Source organism: Paenibacillus sp. FSL R5-0749 (assembly GCF_038595085.1).
GTDB lineage: Bacteria > Bacillota > Bacilli > Paenibacillales > Paenibacillaceae > Paenibacillus.
Genome location: NZ_CP152005.1, coordinates 2,336,398 through 2,356,515 on the forward strand (window position 1 = coordinate 2,336,398; position 20,118 = coordinate 2,356,515).

General features: G+C 45.7%; 14 protein-coding genes. 10 read left to right on the forward strand and 4 right to left on the reverse strand.

Annotation, left to right across the window (positions count from 1 at the left end):
* The first annotated feature begins 103 nt into the window (after nucleotides 1-103).
* The 4 genes from yicI (at nucleotide 104) to MKY85_RS10530 (ending at nucleotide 7,859) form a co-directional block, all read left to right on the forward strand.
* Complete coding sequence (yicI, locus tag MKY85_RS10515; RefSeq protein WP_342572537.1) at nucleotides 104-2,422, forward strand: alpha-xylosidase; 2,319 nt, start codon at nucleotides 104-106, stop codon at nucleotides 2,420-2,422.
* 78 nt (nucleotides 2,423-2,500) lie between these two features.
* Nucleotides 2,501-3,511 (forward strand): aminoglycoside phosphotransferase family protein, encoded by a 1,011-nt coding sequence (locus tag MKY85_RS10520; protein ID WP_342572538.1) that lies wholly within the window; start codon nucleotides 2,501-2,503, stop codon nucleotides 3,509-3,511.
* A gap of 19 nt (nucleotides 3,512-3,530) precedes the next feature.
* On the forward strand, nucleotides 3,531-6,401 hold the full coding sequence (locus MKY85_RS10525; RefSeq protein ID WP_342572539.1) for a glycoside hydrolase family 3 C-terminal domain-containing protein: 2,871 nt from the start codon (nucleotides 3,531-3,533) through the stop codon (nucleotides 6,399-6,401).
* A 159-nt stretch (nucleotides 6,402-6,560) separates the two neighbouring features.
* Nucleotides 6,561-7,859 carry an MFS transporter gene (locus MKY85_RS10530; RefSeq protein ID WP_339260346.1) on the forward strand — a complete coding sequence of 433 codons (1,299 nt, stop codon included), beginning with the start codon at nucleotides 6,561-6,563 and terminating at the stop codon, nucleotides 7,857-7,859.
* A gap of 157 nt (nucleotides 7,860-8,016) precedes the next feature.
* On the opposite strand, the gene MKY85_RS10535 is transcribed toward MKY85_RS10530, so the two are convergent.
* Nucleotides 8,017-9,351 (reverse strand): MFS transporter, encoded by a 1,335-nt coding sequence (locus MKY85_RS10535; protein WP_339260348.1) that lies wholly within the window; start codon nucleotides 9,349-9,351, stop codon nucleotides 8,017-8,019.
* A gap of 29 nt (nucleotides 9,352-9,380) precedes the next feature.
* A complete protein-coding gene (locus tag MKY85_RS10540) occupies nucleotides 9,381-9,803 on the reverse strand; it encodes a MarR family transcriptional regulator (RefSeq protein ID WP_339260350.1) in 423 nt (140 codons plus the stop codon).
* A gap of 258 nt (nucleotides 9,804-10,061) precedes the next feature.
* Between MKY85_RS10540 and MKY85_RS10545 the strand changes: the two genes are divergently transcribed.
* From MKY85_RS10545 to MKY85_RS10555, 3 genes are all read left to right on the forward strand, one after another.
* On the forward strand, nucleotides 10,062-10,535 hold the full coding sequence (locus MKY85_RS10545) for an RbsD/FucU domain-containing protein (RefSeq protein ID WP_339241332.1): 474 nt from the start codon (nucleotides 10,062-10,064) through the stop codon (nucleotides 10,533-10,535).
* Nucleotides 10,536-10,768: 233 nt separating this feature from the next.
* A complete protein-coding gene (locus MKY85_RS10550; RefSeq protein ID WP_339260352.1) occupies nucleotides 10,769-11,269 on the forward strand; it encodes a GNAT family N-acetyltransferase in 501 nt (166 codons plus the stop codon).
* Nucleotides 11,270-11,345: 76 nt separating this feature from the next.
* The gene (locus tag MKY85_RS10555; protein ID WP_339241336.1) at nucleotides 11,346-11,966 is read left to right on the forward strand and encodes a TraX family protein; all 621 of its coding nucleotides are present in this window, start codon (nucleotides 11,346-11,348) and stop codon (nucleotides 11,964-11,966) included.
* A gap of 112 nt (nucleotides 11,967-12,078) precedes the next feature.
* Here MKY85_RS10555 and MKY85_RS10560 read toward each other — a convergent pair whose 3' ends face one another.
* Both MKY85_RS10560 and MKY85_RS10565 read right to left on the reverse strand, forming a co-directional pair.
* On the reverse strand, nucleotides 12,079-15,789 hold the full coding sequence (locus tag MKY85_RS10560) for an amino acid adenylation domain-containing protein (RefSeq protein WP_342572540.1): 3,711 nt from the start codon (nucleotides 15,787-15,789) through the stop codon (nucleotides 12,079-12,081).
* Between the two features lie 46 nt (nucleotides 15,790-15,835).
* Nucleotides 15,836-17,578, reverse strand: a complete 1,743-nt coding sequence (locus MKY85_RS10565) for a methyl-accepting chemotaxis protein (protein WP_339243008.1) — start codon at nucleotides 17,576-17,578, stop codon at nucleotides 15,836-15,838.
* 509 nt (nucleotides 17,579-18,087) lie between these two features.
* Here MKY85_RS10565 and rpiA point away from each other — a divergent pair.
* From rpiA to MKY85_RS10580, 3 genes are read left to right on the forward strand one after another with little or no spacing between them, the layout of a single operon-like run.
* Complete coding sequence (gene rpiA, locus MKY85_RS10570) at nucleotides 18,088-18,759, forward strand: ribose-5-phosphate isomerase RpiA (protein WP_339241340.1); 672 nt, start codon at nucleotides 18,088-18,090, stop codon at nucleotides 18,757-18,759.
* Between the two features lie 25 nt (nucleotides 18,760-18,784).
* Entirely contained in the window at nucleotides 18,785-19,384 is a 600-nt protein-coding gene (locus tag MKY85_RS10575; protein ID WP_342572541.1) for a GNAT family protein, read from the forward strand.
* Nucleotides 19,385-19,399: 15 nt separating this feature from the next.
* Complete coding sequence (locus tag MKY85_RS10580) at nucleotides 19,400-19,861, forward strand: MarR family transcriptional regulator (RefSeq protein WP_342572542.1); 462 nt, start codon at nucleotides 19,400-19,402, stop codon at nucleotides 19,859-19,861.
* The last annotated feature ends 257 nt before the right edge of the window (nucleotides 19,862-20,118 follow it).

Genomic DNA, 20,118 nt, shown 5'->3' on the forward strand with positions numbered 1-20,118 from the left:
GGATGGTTATTATCAAAATCGTGATATATTTGGTCAAAATAAGAGAAGAAATTCATCATTAATATCAATATTATTATAGTATAACCAAAGGGGGAAAGAAAACATGAAATTTACTGATGGATTCTGGATGACTCGTGAAGGGTATCAGATTCAAAACCCGACTGACATTCGTGATATTGTACAAAAAGAAAATTCCTTGACCGTATATGCGGCAACTAAATATATTCGTAGCAAAGGCGACACGTTGAATGGTACATTGCTGAAAGCAACGTACAGCTCACCTATGCCTAACGTTATTCGAGTAACGTTGAATCACCATAAAGGCGGAGTGAAAAAAGGCCCTGTATTTGAGCTGAATACGCAAGATGCAAACGTTGACATCTCCAAAAATGAACGAGGGGCTGTTCTGAAAAGCGGCAATCTGGAAGTTCAAATCGATAAAACAAACGGTTGGGACGTCAGCTTCCTGTATGGAGGAAAACGCATTACTGGTAGCGGTCAACGAGCGGCTGGTTATATTACAGGTCCGAGCAAGGAAGCGTACTTCCGCGAGCAGCTTGATCTTGGCATTGGTGAATACGTTTACGGACTCGGTGAGCGCTTCACACCGTTTGTTAAAAACGGTCAAATCGTAGATACCTGGAATGAAGATGGCGGTACAAGCAGTGAACAGTCCTATAAAAACATTCCTTTCTATCTGTCCAATAAAGGATATGGTGTATTTGTAAACCATCCGGAGCGCGTATCGTATGAGATTGCATCTGAGAACGTATCTAAAGTACAGTTCAGTGTAGAAGGGGAGACGTTGGAGTACTTCATTATCGGCGGCGACAATCCGAAGGATGTACTGGATAATTATACGAAATTAACAGGTAAACCAGCGCTTCCACCCGCATGGACATTTGGTCTTTGGCTGACCACATCATTTACAACAGATTATGATGAAGCAACCGTTAACCATTTCGTAGATGGCATGGCTGAACGTGATCTTCCACTGTCTGTATTCCATTTTGACTGCTTCTGGATGAAGGAATACCAATGGTCTGATTTTGTATGGGATGAAGCAATGTTCCCGGATCCGGAAGGCATGCTTGCACGTCTGAAAGAGAAGGGTCTCAAAATCTGTGCTTGGATCAATCCATATATTGCAGAGAAATCCTACTTGTTCGATGAAGGTATGGAGAACGGTTATCTGGTCAAAACAGCCGATGGCAGCGTATGGCAATGGGATATGTGGCAAGCAGGTATGGCTCTAGTTGATTTCACGAATCCGGATGCTGTGAATTGGTATAAGAGCAAGCTGGAAGTTCTGCTGGATCAAGGTGTAGATTCCTTCAAGACAGATTTCGGTGAAAGAATTCCGACAGATGTTGTGTACTTCGATGGTTCTGATCCGGTTAAAATGCACAACTATTACACACAGCTCTATAACAAAGCTGTATTTGAATTGCTCGAAGAGAAGATTGGCAAAAACGAAGCTGCCCTGTTTGCACGCTCTGCAACAGCCGGTGGTCAACAGTTCCCGGTTCACTGGGGCGGTGACTGCTCTTCCACGTATGAATCCATGGCTGAATCGCTTCGCGGTGGTCTCTCACTTGGGCTTTCCGGTTTCGGATTCTGGAGTCATGATATCAGCGGCTTCGAAAGCACAGCGAGCCCTGACGTATACAAACGTTGGGTACAATTCGGACTTTTATCTTCACACAGCCGCCTGCATGGCAGCACTTCGTATCGTGTGCCTTGGTTGTTTGACGAGGAATCCGTGGACGTTGTTCGTGACTTTACCAAACTCAAAATCAGCCTGATGCCGTACCTGTACAATTCTGCGGTGGAGTCAACGGTAAAAGGTATTCCGATGATGCGTGCAATGCTGCTCGATTTCCCGGAGGACCCAACAACATATAACCTGGATACGCAATACATGTTCGGTGATTCAATTCTCGTGGCGCCAATCTTCAACAAGGAAGGCGATGTGCGTTATTACCTGCCTGAAGGAAATTGGACGAACTATCTGACAGGAGCGAAGGTACAAGGTGGACGCTGGATCAGTGAAAACCATGACTTCAAAACACTGCCTATGATGGTTAAACCAAACAGCCTGATCGCTGTTGGTGCTGTAGATCATAAACCGGATTATGACTTTGCGAATGATGTGTCCCTGCATTTGTTCGAACTGGCTGATGGTCAAACGGCTCAAGCGGTTGTTGTGAACCAGGCTGCTGAACAGGAACTGACAGTTAACGTTACACGTAATGGATCAGTGCTGGACGTTCGTGCTGAAGGCGCGGGCAAACCATGGAACTTGGTGCTTCGCGGTATCGAGAGTGTATCCAGCGTTGAAGGTGGTTCCCAAGTGTCAGGTTCAACTGGTGTTGTTATTACAGCAGCAGCAGGCGCAACCTCGCTTACAATTCAACTGTAAAGTGATATAGTAGATAGATGAAAGGACGGTGCCGCAAGGTGCCGTCTGTTTGTCTACAATGATAGGAGATTGAATGAAATGAGTATGATGAATTCAGGTTTACACTGTACGATATCGGCTGAGATGCTGCATCAATTGGTAGAGAATACTTTTGGAAGCGATACCAAAGTGAAGGGGTTTGCACTCCTGCAAGGAGGGCTTTTCAATACAACCTATCGGATTCAACTTGATCATGCATCCCATACGGATGTGATTTTACGTTTGGCTCCAGTGCGGGGAGAGATGGCAGCTGGTTCAGCGAGTGATCCCCTCTTTTCGTTCGAACGTACGATGATGGCAGCTGAACCGATTGTGTATGAATACTACCGTAAGACAGGCATTCCTGCTCCAAACATTATCGCCTGTGATGATAGCGGGTCCATCATTCCAAGAACGTACATGTTTATGACGTTTATTCCCAGTAAGCAATTAGATCACGCATCGATTTCAGGCATGGACAAAGAGCGATTGTATCATCAGCTTGGCGCGTATACCGCCATCATGCATCAGATCGAGGGTGCATCGTTTGGCTGGCCACAAGGAGATGGGACGATTAAAGGTTCGAATCAATGGTCCGAGGTGCTGCACTCTTATGCTGAAGAAACGGCACTTAAAGCGGCACAAGTCGATTATATGCCAGGTGTGGGGGAAGAGATCGCAGCTATATTCATGAAAAATAAAGACTTATTTGATCAGGTAACCCGTCCGGTACTGGTTCATAATGACCTGTGGGAAGCGAATGTGCTTGTTCATGAGGAAAAGGGTGAGCTACACATTGCGGCCATCATTGATGGAGATCGTTCCATGTTTGCCGACAGGGAGTATGAAGCCATATTGTCGACAGAATCGGTGGCTTTTCATGAAGGATATGATCATCCACTGGACCCGTCCCCAGAAGGACAGGCACGGAGACTCGCGTACCGAATACTGTCTTCATATTTTAATGCTTACGTTCATGAACATCAGGTCAATCAACCTGAAGATGGTCAGAAGTATCGCCAGCGTACGCTGGATTTACTTGAGCAATGGAAGCAACTTGCACATCACTAATTCGCAGGGGGAATGAAGGATGAAGGAGTATCATCAATACCCGATGTGGGATGCATCACGTTCACTTGAGGAACGGTTGGATGACCTGATTGCACGATTAACAACGGAAGAGAAGATCAGACTAATACCTACTCGCGAAGCGGCTGTACCAAGACTGGGCATTCCAGCCTACAACGTTGGGGGCGAAGCTGCCCATGGGGTTGCATGGAAAGGAGAGGCAACGGTATTTCCGCAACCGCTCGGTCTATCAAGTACCTGGAATACGAGACTCATGCGAGAGATTGGTTCAGTCATTGGCGATGAGGCGAGGGCATACCATCACCGTAATCCAGAAGTTCACGGGTTAACCTTGTGGGCACCGACGGTTGACCTTGAACGTGACCCACGCTGGGGCAGAACGGAAGAGGGATATGGCGAAGATCCGGTTCTTACGGGTGAAATGTCGGCAGCTCTCGTCAAAGGTATGCAGGGAAATGATCCTTTTTATCTGAAAATGGTCGCGACATTGAAACACTTTTTTGCCAATAATAATGAGAAAGATCGGCTGAATTGTTCATCGAGCATCGATCCGCGGAATCTGCGGGAATATTATTTAAAAGCCTTTGAGACACCATTTGTGGAAGGCGGTGCCTTGTCCATGATGACAGCTTACAATTCCATCAACGGTACACCTGCCATTGAGAGTCCATATGTGAATGATGTGGTTAAGGGTGAGTGGGCGATGCCAGGTTTTATTGTATGTGATGGAGGGGATCTGTCTCAGACAGTTAACTATCATGGTTATCACACCAGTCATGCCGAATCCGCAGCAGGTGCGTTGAAGGCAGGAGTGGATTGTCTTACGGATGAGGTTGATCTAGTCGTATCTGCTCTGGAAGATGCTCTTGAGCAGGAGCTGTTGGAGATAGCTGATTTGGACCGAGCGATTCGTAACATCTTCAGTGTACGGATGCGTCTCGGACAACTGGATCAATCCGGACGCAACCCCTATGCGTCTATACCTGAGTCGGTACTATGTGCACCGGAGCACGCCAAACTCAGTTATCGTGCTGCTGCCGAATCCATTGTTTTACTGCAAAATGATGGATTACTTCCCTTGAAGCCGGAAGCATTACAGAAGATCAGTGTCATTGGACCACTTGCCGATGTGGTCTATACTGATTGGTACAGTGGCACGCTGCCTTATCGTGTATCCGTCCTCGATGGGCTGCGTAATCGATTACCCCAAACAGACGTAACGTATACAGACGGAAATGACCATATTCAGTTGAAGACAGCAGACGGACAGGTTATTTCCTTGGGAGCGGAAGGTATTCTCGTCGCCGTACCGGAGGACAGTGCACCTACAGCCGCCGAGTTTGTACATCAGGATTGGGGATCGGGAAGTCATACGCTGAGAAGTGTGAACAATCATCGATACGTTAGTTTGACCGAGCAAGGCGTCTATCAGGCTAACGAACCAGAGATTGGCGGCTGGTTTGTGAAGGAAGTTGTTCAATTCGAAACCCAGTCGGACGGCAGCAACATCTTGCGGACGTGGAACAGTATTCCCGTTGGAATGAGCGAACATCAGGGACATTCTGCTTTATCGCCAGTGTCACCACAGGCAGAACCAGCGGTTTTTGAGATCGACATTGTGGCACGCGGAATAGAACAAGCCGTAGAAGCAGCACGTGACAGTCAGGCTTCGGTCGTTGTTGTTGGCAACAGCCCGTACATCAATGGCAAAGAAGAAATCGACCGCCCGAGTCTGCTGCTTCCGCCGAATCAGGTCGAACTTGTCAAAGCCGTGTGTGAAACGAATCCCAATACGGTGGTTGTCATTATGGGCAGTTATCCATTTGCCTTGCAGGAGTTGAAAGGTATTGCCCGGGCAATTGTATATATGACACATGCAGGTCAGGAATTGGGTAATGCGCTTGCGGATGTGCTGTTAGGTCATTATGCCCCGGCAGGCAGACTGAACATGACATGGTATGCAGATGAATCCCAGCTTCCTGACATCATGGATTATGACATTATTCAGAGTGGCATGACCTATATGTATCATCAAGGACCGATCCAATATGCATTTGGTCATGGCCTGACCTATTCGGAGTTTGAATACGGGGCGATTCGTGTAAGTCGTAGTGCCCTGGTGGAAGATACCAACACAGATCATTTGAAGATTGAAGTGGAGATACACAATACAGGTGAACGTGACAGTGATGAAGTCGTGCAAATCTATGGATCTTCATATACCTCGCGAGTGAAGCGTGCTCAGAAGCAACTGCTTGCTTTTCGTCGTATCCATGTGAAGGCAGGGACGCGTGTTACAATAGGTTTCGAGGTTCCTGTTCAGAAGCTGGCGCTATGGGATGTTACCCGAGATCGATACTGCCTGGAGACAGCGACCTGGGCCATCCTGGCAGGGCGTTCTTCCGCCGATATACGCCAGTCGGCAGATATTCAGATTGAAGGTGAGACGATTCCTGATCGTCCGCTGCACATGCTTACCTTTGCCGAGAATTACGATGCTTGTAGAGGTGTTCTGTTGGATGAATGTCTGGAGGGACGTTCGGCAGTTCGGGCAATCACTCGGGAAGAACCTTTGTATCGCGATGGTCAGTCATCCTGGATCACTTTCAACCATAACGCTGTTCAGGACATACAAGGATTTGAAGCCAGAGTGGCAGCTTATGGGGAAGAGGGCAGACTGGAGATTCGTTCTGGAGGATTGGAGGGCGAACTGCTCGGTGTGTGTGTGGTTTCTGGACCCGGAGGCAGTGTGAATGGGAAAGATATCAAGTGGACAACGGTCCAGTGTTCGCTTGAGGCGTCACATCAGGTGAATGAGCTGTATATTATTTTCAAAGGTGGAGCAGCGTTACGCCACTTTAGATTGGTGTAGTTCTAGACATTATGAGCCAAATAAGCTGTCATGCACTAATATGTGCAGGCAGCTTATTTGTGTGAACAAGCGGTAACATCCAGCATGTCCTGAATAATCAACCTCCGAAACAAGCACAATAATGCTGTTGTGTGTAGAATCTGTAAAGGTGGTTGTGGTATGAACGATAAAAAGTGGGACCTCGTCGCACTTGCTTCCATCCCTTTAATTATGACCTTGGGTAACTCCATGCTTATACCGATCCTGCCACAGATTGAACGTGAGTTGAAGGTATCTGCATTTAAGGTCAGTATGCTCATTACAGTCTACGCTGTAGTTGCCATCCTGCTTATTCCTCTTGCAGGGTATTTGTCTGATCGTTTTGGCAGAAAAGCAGTCATAATTCCGAGTCTCATCATTGCAGCCGTTGGGGGAGCTGTAGCTGGTGTGGCTGCATGGATGTTAAGCGGAAATATAGCCTACTGGACCATATTAGGTGGCAGGTTATTGCAGGGGGTCGGAGCAGCGGGGGCATTCCCGATTGTGATTCCTTTGGTTGGGGACATGTTCAATGATGAAGATCAGGTATCTAAAAGCCTGGGAATCATTGAAACTTCGAATACATTTGGTAAAGTGTTAAGTCCAATTCTGGGAGCAGCACTGGCTGTTTGGTTATGGTACCTACCTTTTATGGCTATTCCCGTACTCTGTGTTCTGTCGCTGATCCTGGTTATATTCTTGGTGAAAACACCAAAGAAAAAAGAAAAACCGCCCACCTTTACAGAATTTGTGGCTTCCATTAAGGATGTACTAAAAGAAAAAGGACGCTGGTTGTACGCCTTGTTTGCGATCGGTGGAATTTGTATGTTTATTCTTTTTGGTGTGCTTTATTATCTATCCGAGACATTGGAGAGCGAGTTCGCCATGAAGGGCATTGTTAAAGGTCTCGTACTTGCCATTCCGCTAGCGGCACTGTGTCTTTTTTCCTTTTGCGCAGGGAAATGGATTGGAAAGAGCAAACCTCGGATGAAGTGGCTTGGTTTCGCAGGACTTATTCTTGTAACCGTTTCGCTGGGTGTTATTGGTGTTTTCGATAATATCTACGTAGTCGTGGGTCTATTCACATTGGGAAGTGCGGGAATAGGGGCAACCTTACCATGTCTGGATGCTCTAATTACAGAAGGTGTGGACAAGAAGCAGAGAGGTACGATTACGGCTTTGTTCAGTAGTATGCGATTCATCGGTGTATCACTCGGCCCACCTGTTGTTTCTTTGCTCATTGGCAAACAACATTTTTTGCTTTTTGGTGTGCTTGCTGCTTCTGCAGCTGTAGGAGGACTACTTACATTATTCGCAGTTAAGCCGGATAAAGGAGACCAACCTACTTCAGGAAGCGGACAGAAACAGGAACGGCACATCGATCGAATGGAGACAAGTAGTGGTTATGCCCCGATAAGGCGCAAGAAAAGTCCACTTTAAATTGAAGGTCCTGTATGCTACGTTCATTTCCGGGCTGTCTTAAGTCGATTTAATATTCAGATCTGTTCCAATAAAAAAACGCGTTTACGTCTAAGAAAGCGGATGATTTGCTTTCTCGGTGTAAACGCGTTTTTATGTTCAGAATGATTGTAACCAATCAGTCGTGTTTGCTTTTATCTGACTGACTAGTTTCGGTGGGGATGGCTCCAGATGAATCCTTTTGATCTTGAGGTGAATCCGTTGCAGGGATATGAGTATGAGTGAGCAGAGCATGAGCTTCTATGGAGAAGCTGCCGCTTCGTTTTCCCTGAATCAGATATATAAGCAAGAACAGAATCATAAACATCACGGAATATCGGTACATATCGGTATAACTCGTTATGGCCGCAATGGCGCCAAGAAGAAGCGCACCTGTCGCAATACCCAGATCCAGCGAGTTCAAAAACATGCCATTAGCCATGCCACGTTGAGAAGGAGATACGACTTGAATCATCCAGGTCTGCAGAGACGACTGCATGGAACCATAGCCTATCCCGTATAAAAAGGCAGCAATGAACAGGACTGACATGGAGGATGCATATGAGAGTAGAATGAGTCCGGCAGCAATGAAGATTGCTCCTGGAATCAGCAGTGCTTTTGGACCCTTATTGTCATAGATTCGTCCTGCAAAGGGTCTAACCAATAACACGGCGAGTGCATTAAACAAAAAGAACAGCGCAGGATTGGCCAGATTGGCTTCCTTGCCATACAAGACGATGAATCCGACGAGCCCACCATAGGTGATGGATAACAGGCAATTCAGCACACTGGGCAGAATCAGCTTGCGGTTGAACGGTGTCTTTTGTTTTGGGTTGGATCCTGAATCACTTGTAGTAGCTTGTGGAATGATACGTTCACTGTTATTGTTTCTGGCGGCTTTTTTACGGGTCAGCGTGTAACTAAGTGGATAGATTACAGCGAGAACACCAGCAGTACATAACATCAGGGTTACAAATCCGGCACCCTGGAGCAGAGTCACCCCTATGATGGGTCCCATGGACATGGCCAGGCTAGTTGATAGCCCGAAGTAACCCATGCCTTCACCCATTCGTTTGACGGGCACAATGTCCGAGGCCATTGTTGGAAAAGCGGTACTGCTCATACCGAACCCGATACCAAATAACATTCTTAGCAATAAAAGCACGGCTATGCCCGCAGCAAAATAATAGCCGAGCGTTGCCAGCAGGGCTACGGAGAGGCCGATATAGATCATGGCGTTACGAAGACCCTTCTCCAGTGCTTTCGCGGAGTAGAGACGGGCTGCAATGGCACTTAGTGCAAACAGACAGGTGAAGAGGCTGACCTCAAATGCATTAGCGTGAAATCGCTCCTGAACGTAAGACGGAAGTGGTGAGACGATCATGTGCAGTTGTAGAAATAACAAAAAGTTGCATAGCATTAGCAAAATAAAATCGGTGGTCCATAGCCTAACTTGTGTAGATTGTTCTTTCATGATGACGTATTCCCCCTGAGTTGTGATTCTTACAAGTTGCGGTTAATGAGGGAAAGAGTATGTTTAAATGCTTCCATCTGGTCTTCGGATATACCTTCAGCAAGTTCTTTATTCATTTCTCTTTCGATCGGAACGAGGACATCAATTAACGCTTTGCCTTCCTTGGTGAGGTATAACAGATAGGCTCTGCGATCGTGTTCACTGGTCCGGCGTTCTACCAAACCCTTTTTCTCAAGCAGATCAATAATCCGGGCTGTGGTGGGCTGGTCTTTGAAGACACGTGAAGCGAGTTCTTTCTGATTCACACCTTCCCCACGGTCAACATTAAACAGCACAGAAAATTGCTCTGTTGTAATATCATAAGGTTTGAATCGCATTGCGAGTAGGGCTACCGCTTTACGATGCGTGAAACCCAACATGAATCCGACAGACTGTTCAAGTGTGTAGTCCATATAATTAACGAGACCTCGCTTTCCATCATAAAAAGTTCTGAACCAATTAGTTGTTATAACAACTATATGTGAAACAAGTATTTTTGTCAAAATGAAATATTCCATATCAGTCAAGCCGGAGCACTATGCATGGATTAAAAAATACTGTTAGAATGGTAATGAAACCGCTTCGATTCAATGCAAGTTCATCGTGCTTTTGAAGAATGAGAAAACCAATTTCCTCTAACCGCTGTTGGAGAAGACCAAGGAGAGCTGTGTGTGCTGAAGAATATCCCTGCAATAATTCCTCCAGAATTGCTCAAAATTATGTCTGAAATGGGGCATGGGGACGAGCTGGTGCTGGCTGACGGCAATTTCCCGGCAGCGAGTCATGCCAAGCGACTGGTGCGCTGTGATGCACTGGGAGTTGTCGAACTATTGGAAGCCATCCTGCAATTATACCCACTGGATACCTATGCTGAGCGTCCCGCTGCTGTCATGCAGGTTGTAAAGGGGGATCAGGTGGTACCGATCATATGGGAAGACTACCGCCGTTTAATTGAAGAATATGAAGGCATCACGGATGCATTGGATCATGAAGAGCGATTTGATTTTTATAAACGTGCTTCGAATGCCTATGTGATTGTTGCAACGGGTGAGCGTGCACAATATGCCAATCTGATTCTGAAGAAAGGCGTCATTTTTCCTGATGCTGATCCTGGTCAGCAACAACAGAACGCTGAATCGAACTGAATATTTACGGCGACGGAGCACCCGATGCTTTGGTCGCCTTTTTATTTTTGCCAATAACAAGGCAGTATAACAAAATGTTCAGAATTGGCATGGACGAACGAATATTCAGCTTAATGCCCAAGATACTACAAACTTTGATACAGATGATGAATGGGGAAAGAGAAGAGATTATTTTAAAATATAAAGATCACAAAGGATGAGACGTTGGTCTCCAATTAAAGGAGTTGAGTGAAGTGCAGCAACGAATCAGACAAGCGGGTCTTCCAGAATGCAATGAGGTGGGTCGATTGTTCAATGAGTACAGGATGTTCTACAACCAGAATGCTGACATTGATGCAGCACGTCAGTATATTAAAGAACGAATGGAACGCCATGACTCGGTGATTTTGGTAGCAGAAACCGATGTGGAAAGTGATCAAGGGACAGATGTTTGTAATGGTGTGCCAAGTTCGCATGGCTTGAGTTGTACCGGATTCGTTCAGCTGTATCCCGGTTTCAGTTCGGTATCGATGGGGCCGATCTGGGTGCTTAATGATCTATATGTGCATCCTGATTATCGTCAGAAAGGCATTGCAAGGAAACTGTTGCAAGCAGCCAAGCAATTGGCATCTGAGCGTGGAGTTCTTCGTATATCACTTTCTACTGAGTTAACTAACACGCAAGCACAAGCTTTATATGAATCCGAAGGATATGCACAGGATACCAAATTCATGTATTATGAACTTAATGTATAAGAGGGTGCTCAAAAAAGACGCATGATATAAATGAATGGCAGACCCGTAATAGGGAACGAGGGAGGGGAGTCGCAACATGATGCAGTGGATTGCCATGATCACGATGTTAATTGATCATATAGGGGCTGTCTTTTTTCCACATATTATAGAGTTGAGAATTATAGGTCGTATCGCTTTTCCAATCTATGCTTTTGCAGTGTATATCGGTTATAAACATACACGAGATGTACAAAAATACATATGGCGTCTGTTCTGGATTGCGATAATATCACAGGTGCCGTTCATGGCTGCGTTTAATCATTATTCTCTGAACGTGGTATGGACATTGTGGTCTGCCCTGTTGGTTCTATTCGTTATCGATAAACTGCCATCCCGTCTACTGGGTATTCCAATCGTCATTGGGGCAGGTTGGTTCATGGAAATTAGCCAAATGGATTACGGAATGTACGGGTTGTTATTGGTTCTGTTATTCCGTTATTTCCAAGGTCCTGTGCTTGTTATGGCACATGTTGTGTTAAATGCACTATATCTTCTGCTGCATCATAGCTCTGTGCAAATGTATAGCGTGTTGGCCACCGCTGGTATTGCTGTTGCTCAGTATTACCAAGCAGGATTCCGGATGAAGGGGCCACGATGGGTCTGGCGCTATTTCTATCCAGCTCACCTCGCCGTCATTGCAATCATTCGCTGGACATAAAGTAATGCCCAAAATGCGAAGTGAAGAAGCCATCTTACCGTCAGTGAATGACGATAAGATGGCTTTTCTCTGTGTGGCTATATATATTAATCAGGTTGATGCTAGAGTGGACTTACTCCATTGCTGTTGAAGTGCCATACTGGCGCCGAATTGCGGCGGGGAAATACCCAATCTGAACAGCGTAGTCTAACATGACGGAGATGAATCGATCATCTGTTTTCGCACATGAGATTCCGGCAGGTTCCACATAAGCCGTTGTGACAGGGCAAGCATAGACATAAGCTGAATCCTTCGCTCCGTCGCCTTCAAGCTGTGCAATAGCCAACTGAAGAGCTTCCGGCTCCTTGCTGACGCTGGCATCGAACAGCCAACGGGTGTACTCGGCAAAAGGAAGTGTCTCGACATTGTAACCAGCCCGATTCACAGAACGGATCAGCTCATCATAGCGGATCGGCTCCGGATTACAGATGTGGAATACACGGCCGGCTGTATCCTGACGTAAGGCCAGATGAACAATGGCTTCACTTGCATAGTTGATCGGTGTGAAATCAACCATCCAGTCTGCCGCAGGCGCTTTGCCAAGCAATAACATGGCTTTGATCATGCGATAGAAGGCATTACTATCAATATTGGACTGGAAGCGTCCCGTTTCCGAGTGGCAAGTTAGATTACCTGCACGATAAATGCTGACAGGTACACCTTCCTCGGCCGCCATCATGAGTACTTTCTCGGCTTCAAGCTTGCTGTCCGAATACAGGTTGTCCACATGCAAGTCAGCCGGGAACCGATCATATTGCAGGGAGGATTCCCATTGTCCGCTGAGTGCGAGATCTTCCGGAATGCCCATCGTGGATACATGGTGGAAGGAGGCCCCAGGTTTGCTACGAATCAGATCCAGCAAGGCGACCGTTCCTTCCACGTTTGTTTTGGCGAACTGATCGGCATCTCCAAAATGACGTACGTCTGCTGCGCAGTGGATGACACGATCAATTCGTTCATGGACATAAGCCGTTTGTTCAGCTGAAAGACCGAGATTAGGTTGTTCGAGATCCCCTTCAATAATCTCCACGCGGGAAGATAGTTGATCAGTCAGTTGTTTGCCGAAATATCCTTCCAGCACGTTAGTCAAACGTTCCATTGCAGTTATTCCATTGGATGGTCGACGGACCAGCGTGTAGATTCGTGTACTGGAATTCAGAATTAACTGTTGAAGCACATGAGAACCCAGATAACCGGTGGCTCCGGTCAGTAACACATGCTCAGGTTCACGAATGAGCGGATACCCCAACTGGGACGCCAGTTCCACAGGGTGTTCGGATAATTGTGTGATCATGTCATCCGTCACCGTCGAATGCGTTACTTCTGCTGTACTTTGTGACAGTACTTCCACGCGACGAGCAAGAGCACGGACTGTTTTCTCGGCAAAGAAGTCGGCAATTTTCAGCTGCGGGTAATGTGGCTTCAGAATGACGAGTACATGAATGACCCGGAGTGAATCACCACCGATATTGAAGAAGCTATCTTCGACACCGAAGTCGTCGTGTTGAAGAATTTCTTTCCATGCATCCAGGATAATGGATTCCGTCTCTGTCTCCGGCAGAACCCGGTCAGGGCGGTCTTCATGTCGTTCCACATGAGGCAGGGAGACCATCGCTTTGCGATTGATTTTTCCAGTCGGTGCAATCGGCATTTCATCCAACTGACAGATCCACTTCGGTACAAAATAAGAAGGAAGTTTCGCGGTCAGTGCTGCCTTGATGTCGGAAACAGAAAGGGTACTGCCATCTTTTGATGTAAAATACCCAACCAGCATATTCTGTCCATCCGATTCTTTCTTTGGAATGACCGCAACGTTCTGAATCTGATCAAGCCGTGCAAAGTGATCTTCAATCTCGCCGATCTCAATGCGGTGTCCCCGAATTTTTAGCTGTGAGTCACTGCGACCAACATATTCCAGTAACCCGGTATCCAGCAATTTGGCAATATCGCCAGACTTGTAGATTTTTTCACCTATTGCAAAAGGGTTCTCAATGAATGCTTGCTTTGTACGTTCTGGCTGATTCAGATAACCTTTGGCCAGTGCAGGGGTAGCGATATATACTTCACCAGGTACACCAGCAGGACAGAGCTGTTGTTCTTCATTCACAATGTAGACTTTGTAGTTATGAATCGGTTTACCAATGGGGATGTTCACCACATGTTCTGGAACCTGCTCACTGATGCGGTGAGTGGCTGTGGCTACTGTACATTCGGTAGGTCCGTACACATTAACAATATCAATCTGGTTTCCAAATTTACGCTGGAAGGCACGAACCTGTTCACCATAGAGCGCTTCTCCGGCTACAGTAATGATTCTGACTTTGGCCAGCTTGTGGAAACCTTCATCGGATAAATAGGAAGCAAGCTGATTGAAGAAAATCGTAGGCAGGATCGTAATGATCGTTGTTCCTGTCCGTTCAATTGCACTTGCGAATTCTTCAACAGATACACGTTCTTCCGCAGACAACAGATATAATTCTGCTCCATAGAACAAGGCGCCAACGGTATCCCACACGGATGCATCGAAGCTGTATGTAGCAAACTGGGTTAATACATCACCTGGTTGAATGTCACAATCACGTTGAACCACACTGCCAAGGTTGGTTACACCCCGGTGGGCAATCAGTGCCCCTTTAGGCTTACCGGTCGACCCTGACGTGTAGATAATATACGCAAGATCATCTGGCTGAATATCCAGATTGGGGTTGCTTGCTGCAAATCCGGCTAGACGACCATCCACAGAGAGAATCTGACGGACGGTAGCTATACTGGAGAACAAGCTGGTAGCTTGTGCAAAAGAGGTTTCCGTTGTCAGCACGAATGAAGACGCCGTATCTTCCACAATATAACTGTTACGTTCTTTTGGATGCTCAGGGTCAATTGGAACATATGCACCCCCTGCCTTCAGAATACCCAGCAGGGAGATGATGGTCTCCAGACTTCGATCCATAAAGATACTGACGAATTCACCTTTCTGCAATCCATTGGATAACAGAACGCGTGCAACCTGATTCGCTCGTTCATTCAATTCTCTGTACGTATAGCTTTGGGATGGTGATGTTATCGCGGGCGAATCCGGATATGCTGCTGCTGTTGCTTCGAACCATCCATGGACCGTCTGATTCTCTGGTTCAAGCACGGAAGTATCATTCATCTCCCGGTATAACAATCGATCTGAGGCGGAAAGAATATCCACCGTACCGATCGCTTTCTCACCGTCACGAACGAGGGCGAGTAGAAGAGTCTGATAATATTCTGCATATCTCAGCACGGTAGACTCTTTTAACAGTGAACTATCATAGAACAGATCAAGGATGAGCATGTTCCGATCATCATCTCGAACATTCCAATTTAATATTTGTGGTGCTTGAGGCAACTGTACGCTATTCAGCATGAACAACGTTTCAGGGTATCCACCGTTTTGCAACGTGTATTCAATCTTGAGCTGCTCTGAAACCTGATGACATAGTTGGTTGAAGGTCAATTTACCCTGAATCTGTAAAGAAAGATAGGAAGCTGCCTGATCGGGGGCAAGTATACCTATGGCAAGTTCCTGTTCAGCTGACAATCGGTATAACAAGGCTGCATAAGCTGAGAGGAGTACCGGGTACACCATCTGTTCTCCAAACTTCTGTTTAAGATCACGGCTCAGAGAATCATGTAATGTGATTTGAGCAGACTGATAAGAGAATGATTGTTGACGTCGCCCAAAATCCAGTGGAATCTGCAGAACGGGCAAGCTAGATTCCATGGAATGGCTAGAAGATGGTTGGTTTTCAATCACTTCAGTTATTCCTCCTTGGTTCAAACCGAATGTTTGTGGATTTGAATTATTGTTTGCTTACATTGAAATGAGAGATTAGTTCTTGGAGTTCCTCGGACATGCTGTTAAGGCGTGTGGAGGAGTCTACCAGTGTGATCAAAGATGCTTTTTGCTCATCAACAGATGAGGAAATTTGTTCACTGCTGTTTGCAGTCTTGCTTACGCTTGAAGACAAGTCCTCTGCTGTAGCGGTCATTTCTTCAGTACCCGCAGAGATTTCTTCCGTCGCGCTTGATACTTCCTGAATCTGATTAGATACTTTTTTCGCTGCTTCTAAAATGTCTTCGAACAGTTGACCTGTTTGATCGGCTACGCTGAGCCCTGTATCTACTTCTGACGTACCTTGTTCCATAGCACGTACAGCTTGTTTGATTCCAGCTTGAATCTCCTGGATCAATACGCCAACCTGGCTGGTCGCTTGTTCAGACTGCTCGGCAAGTTTGCGTACTTCACCTGCAACAACTGCAAATCCTCTTCCTTCTTCACCAACACGTGCTGCTTCAATGGAGGCATTCAGGGCAAGCAAGTTTGTTTGGCTGGAGATTCCCGAGATAATATTGAGAATATCGCCAATTTCCTGTGAACGACTCTCCAGAACCTCAATGGCAGAAGCAGTATTCTTAACCGATTCGGTAATCAGGTTCATCTGTTCGGATACTTGACGGACAACGCTGTTACCTTGTTGTGAACGACGTTCCATTTCATAGGCTTCATCCGCTACACTAGCGGAGCTGGTGGCAATTGTCTGGATTACAGTAGCCATCTCGGACATGGCACGTGCACTATCTCGGGTTGCCTGTTCCTGTGAACGAATGTTGGAAGTGATTTGAGTTACGTTGTTATTGATAGAATCTGCATTGTCACTGTTGCGTTCGGAAACTTCATATAGCTCTTTGGCAGACTGATTAACTTCTTGTGATGTGATTTGCACTTTAACGATCGTATCGTTGATTTTGCGAACCATGGTGTTGAACTTCTCATTAACGAGTCCCAGATCGTCTTTGCCTGTCGGAATGTTGACATTCAAATTACCCCGACTGACGTCATCAATTCCTTTGATCAAATGACGGATAGGGGAAAGGGTGTTTTTAACCACAAGGTATTGGATAATCAGGAATAACAGCAAGAAAGCCACAAGGATGATAATTCCGTTTTTTAGCAAGGAGTTAAGTCCTGCGGGTACGGCTGATGCATCTGCATCAATGGCAAAATATGAGAAAATCTTACCGTTACTGTCTTTGATCGGATATGCAATGGTTGTCCAAGTTCCGAAATCATCGGAATAGAATGTGGTGAATGTAGGGCGGTCCGTATTAAGCATTTCTTTCAGTGCGTTGGCTACAACGACCGGCTGCTCATACATGTCACCTATATTTACGTTCTCACTTTGAAAAGCCTCTCTTAGGTTGGTCGGCATCGCTACAAGGGAAGTTAATCTCTTGTTATCGCCACCGAGCTCAACACCGAAGATGTAGGCTTGTGCAATGTTAGGATAATATTCTTGCATTTCATCAAAATACGCTCGTAATTTCGTTTGTGCTGCTCCATCATAGCTGCCTTCCGCAATAGCAGCTTGTACCTCGGCGGGATTGATATCTTCAGCCCATTTTTTGGTGATTTGTTCCACCTGTCCATGCAGTTGATCAACAAGAACTGTTTTTTGAAAATAGTAACTGCTTGCGATAAGTGCTACCCCGATGATAATGATATTGGTAAATGAGAGTAACAAATTTTTGGAGAAAAACGACATGCTTTTCCAACTTAATGATTTCACTAAATTCCACTCCTGATCTTCTTTAAATTAAGAAACTTTAGGTTGCTTTGGTACAGTGAACTAGATCATTCCGGGATCCCCTCCAAAGGAAATTTATGCGACCATGGTCTTGGTTTATCAGTCGCTTTCGTAGAGACTTATGTACCGTATGAACCATAGGTGTCTAATTATTAAAACACATCTATAATTAATATGTCGTATAAAATGTCGTTAAATTGAATAGTATCGTTAAATTTTTTTTAATATTTTACGTATTTATGGACATATCAGACGGTTTATAGGTATTTAGAACTGTTTATTTTAAAATTTCCCATTTTTTAGCTTCATTCTGTATTCTATAACATGGTGGGTAAAAAAACATCCTTCAACAAAACAAAAATAAGATGGCAAAGATGCAACAGAAGGCACGGATATACATCGGAAGCGGTTTTATCTATAATAACTACATATGCATTTCTCAAATTATGAGCAGCGGGGGTTTATAGATGAATCTTAAACAGATAGCAGCAGAGCGTGCGGCGGAATATGTTGAAGATGGAATGAAGGTTGGATTGGGTACAGGTTCAACAGCTTATTATGCCATCTGCCGAATCGGTGAGCGTGTACGTGATGGATTGAACATTCAAGCGGTTGCCACTTCAGAGGCTTCGGACAAGCTTGCCCGTGAATGGGGGATTCCTATCATTCCATTTGACCAGATTGGACGTCTGGATCTGACCATTGATGGCGCTGATGAAGTAGATCCCGAATTTAACCTGATCAAAGGGGGAGGAGGGGCTCTTTTGCGTGAGAAAATCGTGGCGGCCAATAGTGACAAATTGATTATTGTGGCGGATGGCAGCAAAGCCGTGCAAAAGTTGGGTAAATTCCCGCTTCCGGTTGAAGTTGTTCCATTTGCTTCGGAGTGGACCTTCCAGGCCCTCGAAAAATTGGGGTGTCAACCACAGTGGCGGATGGATGGACAGCAACGTTATCTGACAGACAACGGAAACCTGATAGCGGATTGTCATATGGAAGCGATTGATCACGCCGCGAGCCTTAATGTTCAATTGAACATGTTACCAGGTGTTGTTGATAACGGACTTTTTGTGGATATGGCGAGCACAGTCATTCTTGCCCAAGCGGACGGCAGTATCGAAGAGCTCCATCGTTCTTAATATGGAAGAGGGTGCGTTACATCTCATGAAAGAACTACCCATCGTGGATGGTGAACTTGTTCTCCGGTGTGTGGAGAAAAAGGATCTGAAAGAACTCTATGAATTGAACTACTGTGATGACGTACCTGAATGGAAGCAATGGGATGCACCTTATTACCCACTTAAACACGAAAGTTATGAAAGTTTCGAACAAGGTATGCTCAAACGATTGGACCTTGATGCAAGTGATTCCAAACCGGTATCGATCCGTATCATTGAATCCGACAGACAAATTGTGGGCACGATCAGCTATTATATAGAAGATGAGTTATCCATGTGGCTGGAAATGGGGATTGTAATATACAGATCTGCCCAGTGGGGACGCGGGGTTGGTACACGTTCACTTGTCATGTGGTCAAGTCATTTGTTCGAACATCTTCCTTTGGTTCGCGTTGGACTGACTACTTGGTCTGGTAATGAACGAATGATGCGTGCGGCTGTAAAAGCCGGATTACAGGTGGAAGGGCGAATGCGGAAGTGTCGTATCGTTCGTGGGGAGTACTATGATTCAATTCGTATGGGAATGCTCCGTGAGGAGTGGGAGCAGAAGCTGGCTCCTCATACGAGCCGAAATGTAAACAACTGATGGAGGATTATTGAAATGCTGAACACGGAGGACAACCGGGAACTGTCTTTACAATTATTCGTGGTTCTTGTTCGGGCCTATAATTCTGTGACCTTACGTTCCAATCGGGACATCCAGAGTCACGGACTGAATACGACAGAATTTGGTGTGCTTGATTTGTTATATCATAAGGGACCGCAGGCATTGCAAAAGATTGGTGAAAAAGTGCTAATGTCCAGTGGTAATATTACGTATGTTGTAGATAAGTTGCAAAATAAAAATCTGCTGTTTCGTCGACCATCCAAGGAAGATCGGCGTGTCATTTACGCTGAGTTAACCGATGAAGGAAGAGAATTGTTCACACAGATATTTCCTCAACACCATCAGGTCATCATCGATGCTTTGGAAGGACTTGATCCTTCCGAGAAAGTGGATGCGATTCGGATGTTGAAGAAGCTGGGACTGGCGGCAGAAGGGAAAACTGACTTGCGTTCATAACGCAGGTCAGTTTTTTTGTGGAACCAAAAGTAAAGGCTTATACTGGCTGACTGGCTTGCAAGGCCCTCCATAATATAGGAAGATTGTTCTATACATGCATGGCGTAAAATACATGATCATCAAAAATTCATGTATAATGGAACAGAACTTTTTAGAGCGGAATGGATGGATTGGTTGGATCAAATAGAAGAACCTATCCCGATTGCAAGTTAGCTAACATTGATCTCATTCTGGATAAGTCACGAATGATGATGGAG

What these genes read in the sequence shown, in the direction of transcription:
- yicI (WP_342572537.1), top strand. Translation starts at nt 104, where the DNA reads ATGAAATTTACTGATGGATTCTGGATGACTCGTGAAGGGTATCAGATT.
- MKY85_RS10520 (WP_342572538.1), top strand. Translation starts at nt 2,501, where the DNA reads ATGAGTATGATGAATTCAGGTTTACACTGTACGATATCGGCTGAGATG.
- MKY85_RS10525 (WP_342572539.1), top strand. Translation starts at nt 3,531, where the DNA reads ATGAAGGAGTATCATCAATACCCGATGTGGGATGCATCACGTTCACTT.
- MKY85_RS10530 (WP_339260346.1), top strand. Translation starts at nt 6,561, where the DNA reads ATGAACGATAAAAAGTGGGACCTCGTCGCACTTGCTTCCATCCCTTTA.
- MKY85_RS10535 (WP_339260348.1), bottom strand. Translation starts at nt 9,351, where the DNA reads ATGAAAGAACAATCTACACAAGTTAGGCTATGGACCACCGATTTTATT.
- MKY85_RS10540 (WP_339260350.1), bottom strand. Translation starts at nt 9,803, where the DNA reads ATGGACTACACACTTGAACAGTCTGTCGGATTCATGTTGGGTTTCACG.
- MKY85_RS10555 (WP_339241336.1), top strand. Translation starts at nt 11,346, where the DNA reads ATGATGCAGTGGATTGCCATGATCACGATGTTAATTGATCATATAGGG.
- MKY85_RS10565 (WP_339243008.1), bottom strand. Translation starts at nt 17,578, where the DNA reads ATGTCGTTTTTCTCCAAAAATTTGTTACTCTCATTTACCAATATCATT.
- rpiA (WP_339241340.1), top strand. Translation starts at nt 18,088, where the DNA reads ATGAATCTTAAACAGATAGCAGCAGAGCGTGCGGCGGAATATGTTGAA.
- MKY85_RS10575 (WP_342572541.1), top strand. Translation starts at nt 18,785, where the DNA reads ATGAAAGAACTACCCATCGTGGATGGTGAACTTGTTCTCCGGTGTGTG.
- MKY85_RS10580 (WP_342572542.1), top strand. Translation starts at nt 19,400, where the DNA reads ATGCTGAACACGGAGGACAACCGGGAACTGTCTTTACAATTATTCGTG.